Origin of the sequence: Pseudomonas sp. MF6747 (genome assembly GCF_963890955.1) — a bacterium.
Classification (GTDB): domain Bacteria; phylum Pseudomonadota; class Gammaproteobacteria; order Pseudomonadales; family Pseudomonadaceae; genus Aquipseudomonas.
The window spans coordinates 1-17,522 of the sequence record NZ_CAWPSZ010000024.1; the positions used below are offsets into that span (position 1 = coordinate 1).

Genomic DNA, 17,522 nt, shown 5'->3' on the forward strand with positions numbered 1-17,522 from the left:
CCTGTTTCGCAAACCCATCTATCTGGTGCGGTTGATCGATACCCTCAACAGCCTGTTTCCGCTGATCAAACACAAACTGTAGGCGCGGGCTTTCTGCGGCGAGAGGCGTGTCCGTGGCGAGCGGGCTTGCCTGTGGCGAGCGGGCTTGCCCCGCGTTGCGCTGCGAAGCGGCGCCTAAACCTGCCAACGCGGTTTTGAAGGGGAAAATGCGGCGACTAGGTCAGGGCCGCTTCGCGACCCAACGCAGGGCAAGCCCGCTCGCCACGGACAAACCCGCTGACCAAAGACAAAGCCAATGGCTACAGACCAACCCACTGGCTAAGGACAAACCACTGGCTACAGACCAACCCCCTGGCCAAAGACAAGTCCATTGGCCAGGAACACGGCTGTTACCGCAAACACTCAAAGTTGATAGCTGAAACTCAGCGTATACCGTGGCCGCCGGTTGAAGCTGTCCAGGGCGATGTCCGACATCGGCTTGGCGGCTTCAAGGGCGATGTTGTAGTACTTGTTGTCGCCAAAGCGCAGTCCCACAGCCGCCGATGACATGTCGTTTCCTTTGACCGGCAGCTCGTTGAACCAGGTTTTGGCGCGGTCGAGAACCACGTAGGGTTGCAGAACCTTCACCCAGTCGCCGGCACGGTTGAAGCTGTAGTTGACCTCATAGGCCACGCCCCAACCCTTGTCACCCGAGGCTTGGTCGTCGGGATATCCGCGGCCGAAATTCTGCCCGCCGAAGGTGGCGCGTTCACTGTCGGGCAAGGTGTCGTCGCTCCAGTAGAACGCCCCCGACAGCACGCCTTGCCAGTTATCGAAAAACTTGTCGCTTTGCACGCCGGACAGGCGCAGGCGGAAGAAGTCCAGGTCAGGCTTGGTGACTTCCAGGTCGCTGCGGGTCGTGGCCCCCAGACCGTTGATGCCTTGGTACAGGCCGGCGCTGAGGATGCGTAATTGGCGAGTGTCGGCTTTGCGCCAGTCGGCCTCGAACGCCAGCGCGCGCAGGTTGGTTTCGATGTCGAAACGGTTGGGGTAGCCCACCAGTTGATAGCGCGTGGTCTGGTCAACGGCATACAGGCGTGTGCCCAGGGTCAAGGATTCGGTGGGTGAGGCAATCAGCGGATGGCTGAGGCCAATGGTGTAGCGATCGATCGCCTGATGCGGCTTGAGTTCGAAGCCGCCGTCCAGCTGTATGTTGCTTTTGGGGTCGGCGCGGTAGCGCTCGGCGCCCACTACCAACTGGCTGCCCTCGGCGTTGATGAACTGGCTGTAGCCCACGCGGTAGTAGTGTTCTTTATCGTCGCCCGGCGGGAACAGGCCGCTGACGTTGAGCTGTTCGCCCATGGACGTCTGGGCATTGCTGGTGGCGGTGAGCAAGGCTTGGGTGCCGCCACGGTTTTCGTCGACCAGGCTCATGCTGGTTGTAAACGGCTTGCGTGTGGCTTCGATGTTCATGTGCGTGGCGCCATCCGTGGTGCCCGGCGGTGGCACTTGCGCTTGCAGGGTTACGCCGGGGATACGGCCCATCAGGGTGGTATAGCGCTCGAACGTCTTGCGCGTGAGAGGGCGTTCAGCCAGTAGTTTTTCTGCGAGTTTATCGACGTAGGCCGACACCGAGCCGATGTCGCCGCTTTGCTGATAATCCTTGATGTAGCCCTCCACCAGTACCACGCGCACCAGGCCGTTTTCGAAGGACTGCTGCGGCAGGAACGCGTAGGACAACAGGTAGCCGTCGTCCTGATAGCGGCGGGTGATGCTGCGGGTGGCTTCGATCAGTTGCGCCAGGTTGGTCTCATGGCCAATCAGCGATGCGTAGGCCTTGGCCGTGTCCGCCAGCGGGTAGACCGTACCGCCCTCGATCTGCAGCTTGCGGATGGTGACTTTGGTGTCCATCTGCAAGGGCTGGTTCTGGGTCGCAGGCGCCTGCGGCACCTGGGTCTGTGGTGTGACCGGTCGATAGGCATCGGCGGGAAGGTTAGGCACCGGCAGGGTGCGAATGGTGTCGTTGCTGTTAAGAAAGCTGGGAAGGGTCTCGGCCTGGACGTAGGCACTGAGGGTAAGCAATAACAACGGCGTCAACACGCGCATAGGACACTCCATGGTCAAACTGCAGCAGCGTTTCGGGCCCGCCGGTTCTTGGACGCGGTGCGGGAGGGCGCGGCAGTCGTTAACGCCAGCCCATAAAAAAGACGAGAGACTTATAAGGGTCTCTCGTCTCAACCAAGCGTAGGCGCTGTAGGGGAGGCCGTCTAATCGGCCAGGTGCAATTCTATTTTTTGCCGGTCAGGCCGTTCAGCAAACCTCCCAGACCGCCGCTTGTGCCTGTGCTTGCACTGCCACTGGCCGAAGTGCTGGCGCCAGCGCCTACAGTCAGCCCACCGAGCAGACCGCCACCACTGCCACTTGCGCCACTGGTGCCACCGGTGACTAAGCCGCCCACTGCGCCTACGGTGTTGCCGACGGCCGTTACGGTGGTGCCTACAGCGTTAGTGATCGGGTTGGCATTGGCAGCGGTCAGGTTGGTGCCGATACCGCTGACTGCGCCGCCGACTTGAGTCACCAGGCCGTTGACGGGAGCGCCGATACCTGTGGTGGTGCCGATGTTCTGCGTCAAGGTGCTAACCCCGGTTGTCACAGGATTGAGTGCCGCACCAACGTTAGTGGCCAGGCCAGCCACCGGCGCTGTAGCGGCGGTGTTGGCGACGCCGGTGCCGCCCAGTACGGTGCCGAGCGAGGCGACCGTGTTGCCCACTGCGCCACCGGTTACACCCGCTGCACTCACAGTGCCGTTGGTGTTGCCGGCATTCAGACCATTACCCACGTTGGCCACCAGGCCACCCACCAGCTCCGGCAAGCCAGGCGCCGCAGCGCCACTGGCTGGGGCGACATAACCACCCGACTTGTCGAGCACGCCACCGACGCCGGTCAGCGCACCGCCGACGATCGTGGTGACCGGGTTGCCGGTGCCGCCGGCGCTGGCAACCTGGCCGCCTAGGCCGGTGACAGTGGCGCCAACTTTATCCAGCACACCATTGACCGGATTGCCCAGGCCCGTTGCCTTGCCGAGGTTGCCGGTGGTGTTTTCCACCAGGGACACCACAGGCACCAGTACTTTGCCGCCAACGGTGTTAGTCAGCGAACCCAATGGGCCCGTGGTACTGGACGTGCTGAGGGTGTCGCCGAGCATCGTGACCGCTTGACCGACGTTATTCACCAGCCCCCCCGCCGCAGTGCCGACACCACCGGTCAGGCCGCCGACAACAGGGATGCCACCCAGCGTGGTGCCCAGGGATTTGCCAGCGCCTGAAACACCGGTGCCCAGGTCGGCAACGCCGTTGGCCACACCGGCAACTGTTTTGCCCAGGGAGTTGCTGTCAGTGCCCAATGAGCCCAGACCGGTCGTCACACCGGTGCCGATGCTGGTCACCGCATTACCGGCGGAGGTCACCAGGCCGCCGGCGGTGACGCCGACGATAGGTACACCGTTCAAGGTCGAGCCAATTTCACCGACCGCTGTACCGATATTGCCCACCGTGGTGCCCAGGGTGCCCGCAATCTGGCCGGTTACCAGTGGGGTTGTAATCGAGCCGGTTCCACCGCCAGTACCGCCGCCGGTGCCACCGCCAGTGCCGCCACCAGTGCCACCGCCAGTTCCGCCGCCGGTGCCGCCACCAGTGCCACCGCCAGTTCCGCCGCCAGTTCCGCCACCAGTGCCACCGCCAGTTCCGCCGCCGGTGCCGCCACCAGTGCCACCGCCGGTGCCGCCACCAGTACCACCACCAGTACCACCGCCAGTACCGCCATCTGTGCCACCGCCGGTACCTCCGCCGGTTCCGCCACCAGTACCACCACCGGTACCTCCATCCGTACCGCCGCCAGTGCCAGTTCCGCCGCCAGTGCCGCCACCGGAGCCACCGCCTGTACCGCCTCCGGTACCTGTGCCGGTTCCGGCGCCTGCGTCAGGCGACGACGCGGCGACGCTGCTGTGATGTCCACCGCCACCGCTGCTGCAGCCACCGAGGCTCATCGCCATGATCAGGGCCAGCGCGGTACTTGCTTTCCATAGCACTACTTGGGTTTGAGTTTTCATGATTGAGTTCCCTTGCACCTGTACAACCTTGGTTGTTTTCAAACGCTCGTTACTTCTAGGGATAGCGATACGTTTGTCCGTGGTGTTATCACAGACCCGGGCACTCTTTCTCGCAATGCTCAACTTGGTATTAACGATTTATATACGGGTCGCCCGTCAGTGCTTAGCGACTAATGCCAAAGGTATAGAGAGGGGAGGTATATCTGTTTTAAATCAATGGCTTGAATAAAAAAGCGGACCTTTAAAGGTCCGCTATAACTTAAGCTATATATATACAATTAATCAGCGTTATTCACGCAATCGGTTGCCACTTTCCTACCATGTGTTCAATGTTGCCGGCGCCCGTTAACAGCAACTCGCCACTGGAACCTGGCGCACTGGCGAGCAACGTTACTTCACTGGGCAGGCGGACCGGCTTTCTGAACTCGACCACGATTTCAATAGTGGCCGCAGGCAAGTGTTCACCCAGTGCGGCGAAGGTGCGTGCCGTGTTCCAGAGTCCATGCGCGATAGCCTGGGGGAAGCCGAATACCTTGGCGGTCAGGGCGCTCAAGTGAATCGGGTTGTAGTCGCCCGACACCCGGGCGTAGCGGCGGCCGATATCGGCGGGAGCTTTCCAGCGAGTCAGTTCGGTGACCTGCGTGGGGCTGGGCAAAGCGTCACTTACCGACTCGCCTTCGAGCTTCACGCCCCGGCAGAGCATCTGGCTTTCGGCTTCCCACAGCAGGCCAAGGGCGTCCTCGACGGTGGTGACCACTTCAAAGGTTGCACCCTTGGCGTGCGGCTTGAGATTTTGCGCATGCACGGCCACCGTCAGCTCGCTGACCGCGCCCAATGGGCGATGGATGCGAATACGGTTGCTCAGGTGAATCAACCCCAGCAAAGGGAACGGGAAGTTTTTTGCGGTGAGCAATTGCATCTGCAAACCGAACGCCAGGATGTGCGGGTAAGTGGCCGGCAGAATGGGGCTGTCAGCAAAGCCGCAGACCTTGCGATAGGCCGCCACGGCCTTGGGATTGACGCTTACCCGGCAGCGCAATCCCTGTTCGGGCAAGGTGCTGCCGGTGATCTTGCGCTTGAGCGCTGCACGCCAGTACAGCGGCGGTAGAAACGGGGTCGTGCCTAAGGTCTGCCAATCCATATTTATGCTCCCAGCAGGCTTTGCCCACACACCCGCAACGCTTGGCCGCTGACCGCTCCGGAACCCGGTTGGCCGAGCCAGGCCACTGCCTCGGCCACGTCCTGCGGCAAGCCGCCCTGGCCCAGTGAACTCATGCGCCGCCCGGCCTCGCGCAGGGCGAAGGGAATGTGCGCGGTCATCTGGGTTTCGATGAAGCCAGGCGCCACGGCATTGATGCTGATCCCGCGTTCGCTCAACAAGGGCGCCCAGGCCTGCGCCAGGCCGATCAGCCCGGCCTTGCTCGCGGCGTAGTTGGTTTGCCCGCGATTGCCGGCGATGCCGCTGATGGACGCCAGCAGCACCACGCGCCCGTTGTCGTGCAGGGTGCCGCTGTCGAGCAGGGCCTTGGTCAGCACCTGCGGCGCGTTGAGGTTGACCGCCAGCACCGCGTCCCAGTATTCCGGGGTCATATTGGCCAAGGTTTTGTCGCGGGTGATGCCGGCGTTGTGCACCACGATGTCGATGCCGTCCGGCAGTTGTTCGATCAATTGCGTTGCCGCGTCTTCGGCGCAAATATCCAGCACCACGGTGCGGGCGCCCAGGCGTGCAGCGAGGGCGTCGAGATCGGCCTTGGCCTGCGGCACATCAAGCACGATCACCTCGGCGCCGTCGCGCGCCAGGGTTTCGGCGATCGAGGCGCCAATCCCACGCGCCGCGCCGGTGACCAGCGCCTTGCGCCCGGCCAATGGGCGAGTCCAATCCTCGACCGGCGTGGCACAGGCTTGCAGGCGGATCACCTGGCCAGAGATGTAGGCGCTTTTAGGCGACAGGAAAAACCGCAACGCGCCTTCCAGCTGGTCCTCGGCACCTTCGCCCACATACAACAATTGCAACACGCCGCCGCTGCGCAGTTCCTTGGCCAGCGAGCGACTGAAACCCTCCAGGGCACGCTGTGCACTGGCTGCAAAAGGATCGCTGAGGCTTTCCGGCGCTCGGCCAAGAATCACCAGGTGCGCGCTGTGGTCGAGATTCTTCAGCAGCGGCTGAAAAAATTCCCGCAGTTGCTTGAGCTGATCGGTGTGCTGCAGGTCGCTGGCGTCGAACACCACGGCCTTGAGCTTGGGGCCGTGTCCGGGGATCCAGGCAGGTGCGGTCAGCGGTTCGGGACCGTAACTGTAAATAGCGTCCGTGAGTTTATTGGCAAACGGCAGCACGTTGGCCGCCAGTGCGCCGCCGCCCAGCAGCAGCGCGCCTTCCACCGGGCGCAGGCGCCCGGCCTGCCAGCGTTCCAGGCGTACCGGTGACGGCAGGCCAATGGCGGCGACCAGGCGATGGCCGAGGCTTGAGTTGGCGAAGTCGATATAACGGTCAGACATGGAACGCTCTCCGAAGGCTGGGGTTCAAAGGGTTGACCACCCCGGTGCGGTAGTCGTTCGATCAGCCTAGGCTAGGCTGGATGATTCCACCCACAACCTTCAGGGAGCTTTCCATGACTCAATTGCGCCGTGTAGCGATCATTGGCGGTAATCGCATCCCCTTCGCCCGATCCAACGGCCCGTATGCCACGGCGAGTAACCAGGCGATGTTGACCGCAGCCCTGGAAGGCCTGATCGAACGCTACAACCTGCACGGCCTGCGCATTGGCGAAGTGGCCGCGGGTGCGGTGCTCAAGCATTCCCGCGACTTCAACCTCACGCGCGAATGCGTGCTGGGTTCGCGCCTCTCGCCGCAAACCCCGGCCTACGATATTCAACAGGCCTGCGGCACCGGGCTTGAGGCGGCGTTGCTGGTGGCCAACAAGATCGCCCTGGGGCAGATAGAGTGCGGGATCGCCGGTGGCGTCGACACCACGTCCGACGCGCCGATCGGTGTCAATGAAGGCCTGCGCAAGATCCTGCTGCAGGCCAACCGCAGCAAGTCCATGGCGGACAAATTAAAAGTCTTGTTACAACTTCGTCCCCATCACCTCAAACCGGAACTGCCGCGCAACGGCGAACCGCGCACGGGGCTGTCCATGGGTCAACACTGCGAGTTGATGGCGCAGACCTGGCAGATTCCCCGCGCCGAACAAGACCAGTTGGCGTTTGAAAGCCATCAGAAAATGGCCGCGTCCTACGCCGAAGGCTGGCACAACGATTTGCTCACGCCCTTTCTCGGCCTGACCCGCGACAACAACCTGCGCCCGGACCTGACCCTGGAAAAACTCGCCAGCCTCAAACCGGTGTTCGAGCGCAGCGAGAAGGGCACGCTCACGGCCGGCAATTCCACGCCGCTGACCGATGGCGCCTCGTTGGTGCTGCTGGGCAGTGAAGCCTGGGCCAAGGAGCGCGGCTTGCCGATCCTGGCGTACCTGCGCGATGGCGAAGCGGCGGCCGTGGATTTCGTCAACGGCGCCGAAGGCCTGCTGATGGCGCCGGTGTACGCCGTGCCCCGTTTGCTGGCTCGCAATGGCCTGACGCTGCAGGACTTTGATTACTACGAGATTCACGAAGCGTTCGCTGCCCAAGTGTTGTGCACGCTCAAAGCCTGGGAAGACCCTGAATACTGCAAAACCCGTCTTGGGCTGGACGCGCCGCTGGGCGCCATCGACCGCAGCCGGCTCAACGTCAAGGGCAGTTCATTGGCTGCCGGGCATCCGTTTGCGGCCACCGGCGGGCGCATTGTCGCCAACCTGGCCAAGCTGCTGGACGCGGCGGGCAAGGGCCGTGGGCTGATTTCGATCTGCGCCGCGGGCGGGCAGGGCGTGACGGCGATTATCGAGCGCTGAGTTGCGCAGAAAAATTGGCATATTGGATGCATTCTTGAGTGCCAAAGGTCGCTAGCCTCTCCCCGAGGCGAGCCGATTGCCGTATAACGAGTGCCATACGCGTGTTTGGTAATAAAGGACCCACAATAAAAGCTGATGAAGACTCCTAAACGCATTGAACCCCTGATCGAAGACGGTCTGGTCGACGAAGTGCTGCGCCCACTCATGAGTGGTAAAGAAGCAGCTGTTTATGTGGTGCGCTGCGGCAACGAATTGCGTTGCGCCAAGGTTTACAAGGAGGCGAACAAACGAAGTTTTCGTCAGGCGTCCGAATACCAGGAAGGCCGTAAGGTCCGTAACAGCCGCCAAGCCCGGGCCATGGCCAAAGGCTCCAAGTTCGGCAAGAAAGAAACCGAAGATGCCTGGCAGAACGCCGAAGTGGCGGCGCTGTTCCGCCTCGCCGGTGCGGGCGTTCGCGTGCCCAAGCCGTACGACTTCCTAGAAGGCGTGCTGTTGATGGAACTGGTGGCCGACGAGTACGGCGATGCGGCGCCACGTCTGAATGACGTGACGCTGGAGCCGGACCAGGCGCGCGAATACCATGCCTTCCTGATTTCCCAGATCGTGCTGATGCTGTGTACCGGTCTGGTGCACGGTGACTTGTCCGAGTTCAACGTGCTGCTCACGCCGACCGGCCCGGTGATCATCGACCTGCCTCAGGCGGTGGATGCGGCGGGCAACAACCACGCGTTCAACATGCTGGAGCGGGATGTGGGCAACATGGCGTCCTACTTCGGGCGCTTTGCCCCGGAGTTGAAGAAGACCAAGTACGCCAAGGAAATGTGGGCGTTGTACGAAGCCGGCACCTTGCACCCGGCCAGTGCTTTAACCGGCGAGTTCGACGAACCGGAAGAGCTGGCGGACGTGGGCGGTGTTATTCGCGAGATTGAAGCGGCGCGGTTGGACGAAGAGCGCAAGCAAGCGATTCGCGCGGCGGATGATGCGCCACCGACCAAGACCGCGGAAGAACCGCCGCCGCCCTGGATGCAGTGATCTAACAACGGGCCTTCGGCCTGGGGAAGAGCTGATGTGGGAGCGGGCTTGCTCGCGAATGCGATGGATCAGTCAAATGATGTATGACTGACACTACGCATTCGCGAGCAAGCCCGCTCCCACATGTAGTTTTGAGTGTGCCTGATCAGCATTGATCAGGCGCAACAGCTGCCAGATGCCAACTCCTTGAGAATCGGGCAATCGGGCCGATGATCGCCCTGGCAGTGCTCCACCAGGTCCTGCAATGTGTCGCGCAGTTGCCCCAGCTCCAGAATCTTCTGGTTCAACGCCTCGATATGCTCGCGCGCCAAGGCTTTTACATCGGCGCTGGCGCGCTGGCGGTCTTGCCACAAGGTCAGCAGTTTGCCGACTTCCTCCAGCGAAAACCCCAGATCCCGCGAGCGTTTGATAAACGCCAGTGTGTGCAAGTCGTCGCTGCCGTACACGCGATAACCGCTGTCGGTGCGGTGGGCGGCTTTAAGCAGGCCGATGGATTCGTAATAACGAATCATCTTTGCGCTCAGCCCGCTCTGACGGGCGGCTTGGCCGATGTTCATGGGCGTTGATCCTCCAAATCCTTGGGCTTCCAGGTTTTCAACAGTAACGCATTGCTCACCACACTGACGCTGGACAGGGCCATGGCCGCGCCCGCCAGCACCGGGTTGAGCAAGCCGAATGCCGCCAGTGGGATGCCGATCAAGTTATACACAAAGGCCCAGAACAGGTTCTGGCGGATTTTTGCATAGGTTTTGCGGCTGATCTCCAGCGCGGCCGGCACCAGGCGCGGGTCGCCGCGCATCAAGGTGATGCCCGCCGCGTGCATCGCCACGTCGGTGCCGCCCCCCATGGCGATGCCGATATCGGCAGCTGCCAGGGCCGGAGCGTCGTTGATGCCGTCGCCGACCATCGCCACTGCGCCGGTCTTTTTCAGCTGCGCGACGATGGCGGCTTTGTCGGCCGGAAGTACTTCGGCGTGTACATCGTCGATGCCCAGTGCCTCGGCCACCACACGGGCGCTGCCGCGGTTGTCGCCGGTGAGCAAGTGGCTGCTGATGTGCCGGGCCCTGAGTTGTTCCACGGCCTCCAGTGCGCCGGGCTTGAGCGTATCGCCAAAGGCGAACAGGCCCAGCACGCGCGGTTGCGCGCCTCGTTCGATCAACCAGGACAACGTGCGCCCTTGGGCTTCCCAAGCGCTGGCGGACGCCGCGAGGTCACCCGCGCTCAAGCCGTTTTCTTCCAGCATCCGGCGATTGCCCAACGCCAGTTGTCGGCCGTCGAGGGTGCCCGCAATACCGCGCCCGCTCAGCGCTTGGCTGGCAGTCACATCTGGAACGTTCAAGCCTTGGGCGCTGCAGGCATCCAGCACGGCTTTGGCCAGCGGGTGCTCGCTGCCGCGCTGCAGTGCGCCGGCGCGTTGCAGCAGCAGCGACTCATTGCCATCCACCGCTGCCAAATGCGCAATTTTCGGCGCGCCGGAGGTGAGGGTGCCGGTCTTGTCGAAGACCACGGCGCTGACTGCATGGGCGCGTTCCAAGGCTTCGGCGTCTTTGATCAGGATGCCATGGCGCGCAGCGACGCCGGTGCCGGCCATGATCGCGGTGGGCGTGGCCAGGCCCAGCGCACACGGGCACGCAATCACCAGCACCGCCACGGCATTGATGATCGCGGTTTCCAGCGGCGCGCCGTAGAGCCACCAGCCCACCAGGGTGATCAGCGCCAGTACCAGCACGGCGGGCACAAACACCTGGCTGACCTTATCTACCAGTTTCTGGATCGGTGCCTTCGCCGCCTGGGCGTCTTCCACCAGACGTATGATGCGTGCCAGCACGCTTTCGGCGCCCAACGCCTGGGTACGCACCAGCAACCGACCTTCACCGTTGATGGCGCCGCCGGTGACCTTATCGCCGGGCTGTTTCGGCACCGGCAGGCTCTCGCCGCTGATCAAGGCCTCGTCGGCATGGCTTTGGCCTTCCATCACTTCACCGTCCACCGGGAAGCGCTCGCCGGGTTTGACCAGCACCCGGTCGCCGAGCTTCAACGCGCTGATGGCGACGTCTTCTTCGCAGCCGTCCAGCACTCGAATTGCCCGCTCCGGGCGCAAGGCTTCGAGGGCGCGGATGGCGCTGGCGGTCTGGCGCTTGGCGCGGCTTTCCAGGTATTTACCGAGCAGCACCAGCGCGATCACCACGGCCGAGGCTTCAAAGTACAGGTGTGGCATGTTGCCAGCGGGCGTAGTGAGCCATTCATAAATGCTCAGGCCATAACCGGCGCTGGTGCCGATGGCCACCAGCAGGTCCATGTTGCCGGCGCCAGCGCGCACGGCTTTCCATGCGGCGCTGTAGAAGCGCGCACCCAAGATGAATTGCACCGGCGTAGCCAGGGCGAATTGCACCCAGGCGGGCAGCATCCAGTGCAGGCCGACGGGCTGCACCAGCATCGGCAGCACCAGCGGCAGGGCCAGCACGATCGCCAACAGCAGCGACCAACGCTCGCGATGCAGGCGTTGGGCTTGATTGGCGTCGGTGGTGGTTTCGCTTTGTGGCAGGTTGGCGGTGTAGCCGGCCTTGTCGACGGCGGCGATCAGTACGCCGGGGTCCATTTGGCCCAGCACTTGGACGTGGGCGCGTTCGTTGGCCAGGTTGACGCTGACACGTTGCACTCCCGGCACCTTGCCCAGCGCGCGCTCGACACGGCCGGCACAGCTGGCACAGGTCATGCCGCTGATGGGCAGCTCAAACGTGGTCGATCCATTCATGGGGCAGTCCTCCAGAAGACGATGCCCCTAGGATCAACCTTGACCTGTGGGGAAGGTCAAGGGGCTATTTGCCTCAGGCGGTTGGCTGGCCGGCGATGTCGACCGTGAATCAGGCGCGCACACAAGGACCTGAGGCCGGCAAGGCAGGTGTTCAGTATTCGAGGGCGGCGGGTTTCAGGTACATGCCGTCCGGGCCTTGGGCAATACGCAACTTGCGCACATCACCGGCCTTCAGCGTGATGTTCTGCGCGGGCGGCGCGAGCATGCCCGGCAAGCAGCCAGGGGCTTGGCCCGGCAGCAGTTTCAAGCGCAGTGACACGTTGCCCGCCGGTAAGTTGAACGACGTGGCCTGTTCCTGGAACAGGCGCCCGGCCAACTGGTCCTGGATATACAGGCCGATCTCGCAGCTGGTCGGCACTTCCAGACGCTCGCGGGAGATGATCAGCACCGCATAGTCTTCATCGGCGAAGGCCATGGGCGCAGCGGCAGACAAGCTCAACAGGCCGATAAGGGCCAAAAACGACCAGCGCATGGCGAATGCTCCGTGGTTCAAATCCAAGAGGGATGAAGCTTGGCCGAGGCGGCGGCTGAATACCAGCCCGGCGGATGTTTTTGAAACTTGACCTTGCCATCGTGGCAAGGTCGAGACTGGCGCCCACCTCATCAAAGGAGTCATGTCATGCAAGTATTCAACGTGGAAGGAATGACCTGCGGCCATTGCGTTCGGGCGGTGACCCAGGCGGTGCAGAGCAAGGACCCTGCGGCGAGCGTCAACGTCAACCTGGCGGCGAAGGAAGTCGGTGTTGAAAGTCGCTTGTCTGCCGAGCAGGTTATCGAGCTGATCACCGAAGAAGGCTACAGCGCCAAGCTCGCGTGAGTTTTCTGATAGTTAGCGAGCTAACGTAATGTTCATGGCACCCAAGCGCGGCTAGACTGTCGGGCTGCCGACTCACTTGGGTGTCTGATGAACCTCCGCATAATCCTGATTCTGGGCGCCTTGAGCGCCTTCGCGCCGTTGGCGATCGACTTTTACTTGCCGGGCTTTCCGGCAATGGCCACGGCGTTCGCCACCGACGAAAAACATATCCAGCTGACGTTGGCGGTGTATTTCGGCGGTCTGGCCATCGGCCAATTGATCTACGGGCCGCTGGCCGACCGCTTTGGCCGGCGCGTGCCGCTGCTCAGTGGCGTAACGCTGTTTACCGTCGCCTCCTTTGCCTGCGCGTATGCGCCGTCCCTGGACTGGCTGATCGGCGCGCGCTTCGTGCAAGCCCTCGGCGGGTGTGCGGGCATGGTGATTTCCCGTGCGGTGGTCAGCGACAAATGTGATGCCGTGGGCTCAGCCAAGGTTTATTCGCAACTGATGCTGGTCACCGGCCTGGCGCCGATCCTCGCACCGTTGGCGGGTGGCGTGATGGTCGGGTTGTGGGGCTGGCAGTCGATTTTCCTGGCGCTGTCGATATTCAGCGTGATGGCAGCCATCGCCGTGGCAGCCGGCTTGCCGGAAACCTTCCCGGCCCATCAGCCGCGCCAGCCACTGTCCGGTTCGCTGCGCCGCTACGGCGCGCTGTTGTCGGACCGCGTGTACCTGGGCTACGCCCTGACCGGCGGCATCTCGATTGCCGGGATGTTTGCCTACATTGCCGGCTCACCCTTTGTGTTCATCAAGCTCTACGGCGTGCCTGCCGAGCATTACGGTTGGCTGTTCGGCTCCAACGCGGCCGGCTTTATCCTGGTGGCGCAGCTCAATGCGCGGTTGCTGGCCAAGCGTGGCCCGGCGTTTTTGTTGTCGCGCACGGTGTGGGTGTATGTGGCGGCGGCGCTGTCGCTGTTGGGCATTGCCGCCTTGCGCACCGACGCGTTGTGGCCGTTGCTGGTGCCGCTGTTTATTTGCATCGCCAGCCTTGGCTGCATTTTGCCCAACACTTCGGCCTGCGCCATGAGCGGGCAGGGCGCACGGGCCGGCAGCGCCTCGGCGCTGCTGGGCTGCATTCAGTTTGGTGTGGCGGCGGGCGCGGCGTCGCTGGTCGGCGTGTTGCACGACGGCACGGCGATGCCGATGGCGATGGTCATCAGCTTGTGCGGTGTACTGGCCGTAACGATTGCAATGTCGACCCAGCGCCTGCAACGGGCAAGGGCCGTGCAAGCGCAGGTCTGAGGTGTGGATCAGCCAGCGGCGGAGCGTTGCTGGCTGAGGGGAATGCGGTGTGGCGCCTGGATGCGCGCTTGCAGGGTGTTGGCGAAGGCACGGGCCTCGGCCTCAGTGCGGAAGGTGAACGCATCGCCGTCGAGGCTGACCTGCCATTTGTTGCCTGGGGATTTTGCTAACGCTCTTATCAGGATCTTCATTGCTGACTTCCTCACGTAAAAGAATCGTGGCAAAGGCGGCCAATATAAACCCGAAAGCGCTCACAAATATGACAAAGGTCAACTCTCTGACTAGCGGTGTCGTCCATTACTCAGAGGAATAAGGGACGACACTGACAGACGGTTTTAAAACCCTTCCAAAACGATCTTGCCCCTGGCCTTACCGCTTTCCAGCAGCGCGTGCGCGCGGCGCAGGTTCTCGGCATTGATCACACCAAAGTGCTCGCCCACCGTGGTTTTCAAGGTGCCGGCGTCGATCAGTTGAGCCACGCGGTTGAGCAGGTTGTGCTGTTCGATCATGTCCGGCGTCTCGAACATCGAGCGCGTGTACATGAACTCCCAGTGCAGCGACAGGCTCTTGCGCTTGAGCTTGCTCACATCCAGCGACTTCGGATCGTCGATCAACGCCAGCTTGCCTTGTGGCTCCAGGGCTTCCACCAACTGGTCGAGGTGATGATCGGTCTGGGTCAGGCTGGCGACGTGGGTCACCTGTGGGTGGCCGGCGTTTTTCAGCGCTTCGCTCAGCGGTTGGCTGTGATCGATCACCAGGTCGGCGCCAAGCGCCTTGGCCCATTCCTGGGTTTGCGGACGCGAGGCGGTGCCGATGACTTTCAGTGCAGTGAGCTGGCTGGCCAGCTGGGTCAGAATCGAACCCACACCCCCGGCGGCGCCGACGATCAGCAGGCTCTGGCCTTCATCTTCCTTGCCTTCACGCACTTGCAGGCGTTCGAACAGCAACTCCCAGGCCGTGATGGCGGTCAGCGGCAGCGCGGCGGCGTCGGCAAACCCCAGGCTCTTGGGCATATGACCGACGATGCGCTCATCCACGGTGTGCAGTTCGCTGTTGCCGCCCGGGCGTACCAGCGAGCCGGCGTAGAACACCTTGTCTCCGGCTTTGAACAGTGTCACCTCACTGCCAACGGCCTTGACCACACCCGCCACGTCCCAGCCCAGCACCTTGGCGGCACCGTTTTCCGGGGCGACGTTCTGGCGCACCTTGGTGTCCACCGGGTTGACCGAGATGGCTTTGACTTCCACCAGCAGGTCGCGCGGGCCGGCGACTGGCTCCGGCAGCTCGATGTCTTGCAGGGAGTTTGGATCGGTGATGGGCAGTGCAGCGTAGTAGGCAATGGCTTTCATGGGGACTCCGGAAAAGGGCAGTGATCAGGCAAGAAATTTCAGGCGCTTGAGTTCGAAGTGTTCGATCACATCAGCGGCCTTGGCGCGGAAGTTCTGGATGTGTGCGCTCTGGTCGTGGTCGGCCAGCGCTGCGTCATCGCTCCAGCGTTCGAGCATGTAGAAGGTCTCGGGATGTTGCAGGTCCTGGTGCAGGTCGTATTGCTCGCAACCGGCTTCCAGGCGGGTCGGTTCCAGCAGACCGCGCAGCAGGGTCTCCAGGGTTGCCCCTTGGCCGGGTTTGGCGATCAGCGTGGCGATGACGTTAAAGGCAGTGGACATATTCAACTCCTGGCACGTGGTGAACGGGATGGGCAGATGATTGGCTATTTCCCGTGAAGATAAAACCCGCTAAAACAGCAGTCTGTTTCAATAAAATTTTGATAATCGGCGGTAATGCATGCTGCGTTTTGATGATTTGCAGTTGTTTGTACGCGCGGCAGACCTGGGCAGTCTGTCGGCTGCCGCGCGGGTCATGGACCTGTCGCCCGCCGTGGCCAGCGCGGCGCTCAAGCGCATCGAAGAGCAATTGGGCACGCGGTTGCTGGCGCGCTCTACCCGCAGCCTGCGGTTGACCGCCGAAGGTGAAGGCTTTCTGGAATATGCCCGCGCAGCCTTGAGTTCGCTGGACGAAGGGCGGCGCTTGTTGGCCAGCGGCCAGGACCATGTCAGCGGTGTGCTGCAGCTGTCGGCGCCGTCGGATTTCGGGCGCAACCAACTGTTGCCCTGGCTCGATGAATTCCAGCGCGAATACCCGCAACTCACCGTGCGCCTGCTGTTGGGCGACCGGATCGCCGACCTGTTCCGCCAGCCGGTGGATATCGCCCTGCGTTACGGCGAGCCCGAAGACTCCAGCCTGATCGCGCTGCCCATCGCCCCGGACAACAGGCGTGTGCTGTGTGCCGCGCCCAGCTACCTCGCACGGCATGGAGAGCCGCGGCATCTGGAGCAGTTGGCGCAACACAATTGCCTGCTGTACATGCTCGGCAGCCGCGTACACGACCACTGGGGTTTTCACGATGGCAAGCGTGAAGTCAGCCTGACGGTGAGCGGCGACCGCTTCAGTGATGACGCCGATGTGGTGCGGCGCTGGGCAGTGGCGGGTGTCGGTATCGCCTACAAGTCCTGGCTGGATGTGAGCAGCGACGTGCTGGCCGGGCGTCTGCGCGTGATCCTGCCGGAGCTGCGCGGTGAGCGCACGCCGCTCAACCTGCTGTGCGCGCATCGTGCGCAATTGAGCAAGCCCATCAACCTGTTGCGGGAAATGCTCGTGGCCCGCTGTGCGACATTGACTGCGCAATGGCCGGAGCGATTGAGCACCGCGCAATAGCCTCCATCAAAGCAAGAAATTTCACTCAGATCCTGTCCCTATCCGCGCTGTCAGACGCCGCGGAACGGGCGGTTTGCGCCCCTATACTTCGGTTCCAACCGCAGCAGACAAATGGTTTAACAAGGAGTGAATACATGGAAGAAGCACCCTGCATCAGTCACATTGCCAGCTTGCTCGGCGAGCCCAAGCGCACCGCCATGCTTTGGGCCTTGATGGACGGGTCGGCGAAATCGTCAGAGGAACTGGCGATGCTGGCCGGGCTGTCGTCGGCTTCGGCGATCGCGCATTTGTCGCGCCTGACTGGAAGCGGTTTGCTGCGGGTTGAAGCCCAGCGTGGCAAGCGCGTGTTTCGTGTCGCCGCCGTTGACGTCAGCGTTGCCATCGACGCGTTGGCCAGTACCACCATGGCCAGCGCCGTGCGCAGTGCGCCGCTGGGTGTGCCGCCGGCGCTGGTGGCGCCCGCGTCGTTGCGCCGAGCCCGGTTATGCCATGGCCACCTGGGCGGGGAACTGGGCGCAGGGCTTTACCAGCGCATGTTTCAGGCGGGATGGATCGACCGTCATGAACAACGTACTGAGGTCACCGTTACGGGCGCGCAGCGCCTGGCAGGCCTGGGCATTTTCACCCACGCGTTGGCCTCGCCCCTGGCGTGCGACTGCTTTGACTGGAGCCAGCAGCAACCGCACTTGGGGGGCGCTTTGGGGGCGGGGCTGTTGCAGCTGTTTTTGCAGTCGGGCTGGGTCAGCGTGGTCAATGAGTCCCACGCCCTGCAGTTCTCCGACGTCGGGCTTGGGGAAATCAACCGCCTCGCCGCGCCCCAGGAAGGCAATGGTCGCTCAGAGTTTCAGTCAGGTCGCATCCAGCAATAACCAGGCAAAACGATACCGC

General features: G+C 62.7%; 16 protein-coding genes and 1 pseudogene. 7 read left to right on the top strand and 10 right to left on the bottom strand.

The window, feature by feature from the left end:
* Positions 1-82: pseudogene (locus tag AACW30_RS20815) on the top strand (response regulator); the annotation flags it as partial.
* 320 nt (positions 83-402) lie between these two features.
* Here AACW30_RS20815 and AACW30_RS20820 read toward each other — a convergent pair.
* The 4 genes from AACW30_RS20820 to AACW30_RS20835 all read right to left on the bottom strand — a co-directional run bounded on the left by AACW30_RS20820 (position 403) and on the right by AACW30_RS20835 (position 6,583).
* Positions 403-2,085 carry a ShlB/FhaC/HecB family hemolysin secretion/activation protein gene (locus AACW30_RS20820; protein WP_200625626.1) on the bottom strand — a complete coding sequence of 561 codons (1,683 nt, stop codon included), beginning with the start codon at positions 2,083-2,085 and terminating at the stop codon, positions 403-405.
* 181 nt (positions 2,086-2,266) lie between these two features.
* Positions 2,267-4,087, bottom strand: coding sequence for a collagen-like triple helix repeat-containing protein (locus AACW30_RS20825; protein WP_234452753.1), 1,821 nt, complete (start codon positions 4,085-4,087; stop codon positions 2,267-2,269).
* A gap of 292 nt (positions 4,088-4,379) precedes the next feature.
* Entirely contained in the window at positions 4,380-5,228 is an 849-nt protein-coding gene (locus AACW30_RS20830) for a MaoC family dehydratase (RefSeq protein ID WP_124416339.1), read from the bottom strand.
* A 2-nt stretch (positions 5,229-5,230) separates the two neighbouring features.
* Positions 5,231-6,583 carry a 3-oxoacyl-ACP reductase gene (locus tag AACW30_RS20835; RefSeq protein WP_200625627.1) on the bottom strand — a complete coding sequence of 451 codons (1,353 nt, stop codon included), beginning with the start codon at positions 6,581-6,583 and terminating at the stop codon, positions 5,231-5,233.
* A 113-nt stretch (positions 6,584-6,696) separates the two neighbouring features.
* On the opposite strand from AACW30_RS20835, the gene AACW30_RS20840 reads away from it, so the two are divergent.
* Positions 6,697-7,974 carry an acetyl-CoA C-acetyltransferase gene (locus AACW30_RS20840; protein WP_200625628.1) on the top strand — a complete coding sequence of 426 codons (1,278 nt, stop codon included), beginning with the start codon at positions 6,697-6,699 and terminating at the stop codon, positions 7,972-7,974.
* A gap of 135 nt (positions 7,975-8,109) precedes the next feature.
* Complete coding sequence (locus AACW30_RS20845; protein ID WP_106577732.1) at positions 8,110-9,006, top strand: PA4780 family RIO1-like protein kinase; 897 nt, start codon at positions 8,110-8,112, stop codon at positions 9,004-9,006.
* Positions 9,007-9,161: 155 nt separating this feature from the next.
* Here AACW30_RS20845 and cueR read toward each other — a convergent pair whose 3' ends face one another.
* The 3 genes from cueR to AACW30_RS20860 form a co-directional block, all read right to left on the bottom strand.
* The gene (gene cueR / locus AACW30_RS20850) at positions 9,162-9,563 is read right to left on the bottom strand and encodes a Cu(I)-responsive transcriptional regulator (RefSeq protein ID WP_106577733.1); all 402 of its coding nucleotides are present in this window, start codon (positions 9,561-9,563) and stop codon (positions 9,162-9,164) included.
* Positions 9,560-11,761 carry a heavy metal translocating P-type ATPase gene (locus AACW30_RS20855; RefSeq protein ID WP_200625629.1) on the bottom strand — a complete coding sequence of 734 codons (2,202 nt, stop codon included), beginning with the start codon at positions 11,759-11,761 and terminating at the stop codon, positions 9,560-9,562. Before AACW30_RS20855 ends, cueR begins: the two co-directional genes overlap by 4 nt.
* 151 nt (positions 11,762-11,912) lie before the next feature.
* Complete coding sequence (locus AACW30_RS20860) at positions 11,913-12,293, bottom strand: hypothetical protein (RefSeq protein WP_106577735.1); 381 nt, start codon at positions 12,291-12,293, stop codon at positions 11,913-11,915.
* A gap of 147 nt (positions 12,294-12,440) precedes the next feature.
* On the opposite strand from AACW30_RS20860, the gene AACW30_RS20865 reads away from it, so the two are divergent.
* Both AACW30_RS20865 and AACW30_RS20870 read left to right on the top strand, forming a co-directional pair.
* On the top strand, positions 12,441-12,638 hold the full coding sequence (locus AACW30_RS20865; protein WP_106577736.1) for a heavy-metal-associated domain-containing protein: 198 nt from the start codon (positions 12,441-12,443) through the stop codon (positions 12,636-12,638).
* A gap of 87 nt (positions 12,639-12,725) precedes the next feature.
* Complete coding sequence (locus AACW30_RS20870; protein ID WP_200625630.1) at positions 12,726-13,919, top strand: multidrug effflux MFS transporter; 1,194 nt, start codon at positions 12,726-12,728, stop codon at positions 13,917-13,919.
* A gap of 8 nt (positions 13,920-13,927) precedes the next feature.
* Here the strand turns inward: AACW30_RS20870 and AACW30_RS20875 are convergent, their stop codons facing one another.
* The 3 genes from AACW30_RS20875 to AACW30_RS20885 form a co-directional block, all read right to left on the bottom strand.
* Positions 13,928-14,110, bottom strand: coding sequence for a hypothetical protein (locus tag AACW30_RS20875; protein ID WP_200625631.1), 183 nt, complete (start codon positions 14,108-14,110; stop codon positions 13,928-13,930).
* Positions 14,111-14,254: 144 nt separating this feature from the next.
* Positions 14,255-15,268, bottom strand: a complete 1,014-nt coding sequence (locus AACW30_RS20880) for a zinc-binding alcohol dehydrogenase family protein (RefSeq protein ID WP_169368127.1) — start codon at positions 15,266-15,268, stop codon at positions 14,255-14,257.
* Positions 15,269-15,292: 24 nt separating this feature from the next.
* Entirely contained in the window at positions 15,293-15,586 is a 294-nt protein-coding gene (locus AACW30_RS20885) for a putative quinol monooxygenase (protein WP_119737745.1), read from the bottom strand.
* Between the two features lie 118 nt (positions 15,587-15,704).
* Between AACW30_RS20885 and AACW30_RS20890 the strand changes: the two genes are divergently transcribed.
* Together AACW30_RS20890 and AACW30_RS20895 are read left to right on the top strand one after the other, a co-directional pair.
* Positions 15,705-16,634 carry a LysR family transcriptional regulator gene (locus tag AACW30_RS20890; protein WP_124416343.1) on the top strand — a complete coding sequence of 310 codons (930 nt, stop codon included), beginning with the start codon at positions 15,705-15,707 and terminating at the stop codon, positions 16,632-16,634.
* A 134-nt stretch (positions 16,635-16,768) separates the two neighbouring features.
* Entirely contained in the window at positions 16,769-17,503 is a 735-nt protein-coding gene (locus AACW30_RS20895) for an ArsR/SmtB family transcription factor (RefSeq protein WP_169368128.1), read from the top strand.
* Positions 17,504-17,522: the final 19 nt, after the last annotated feature.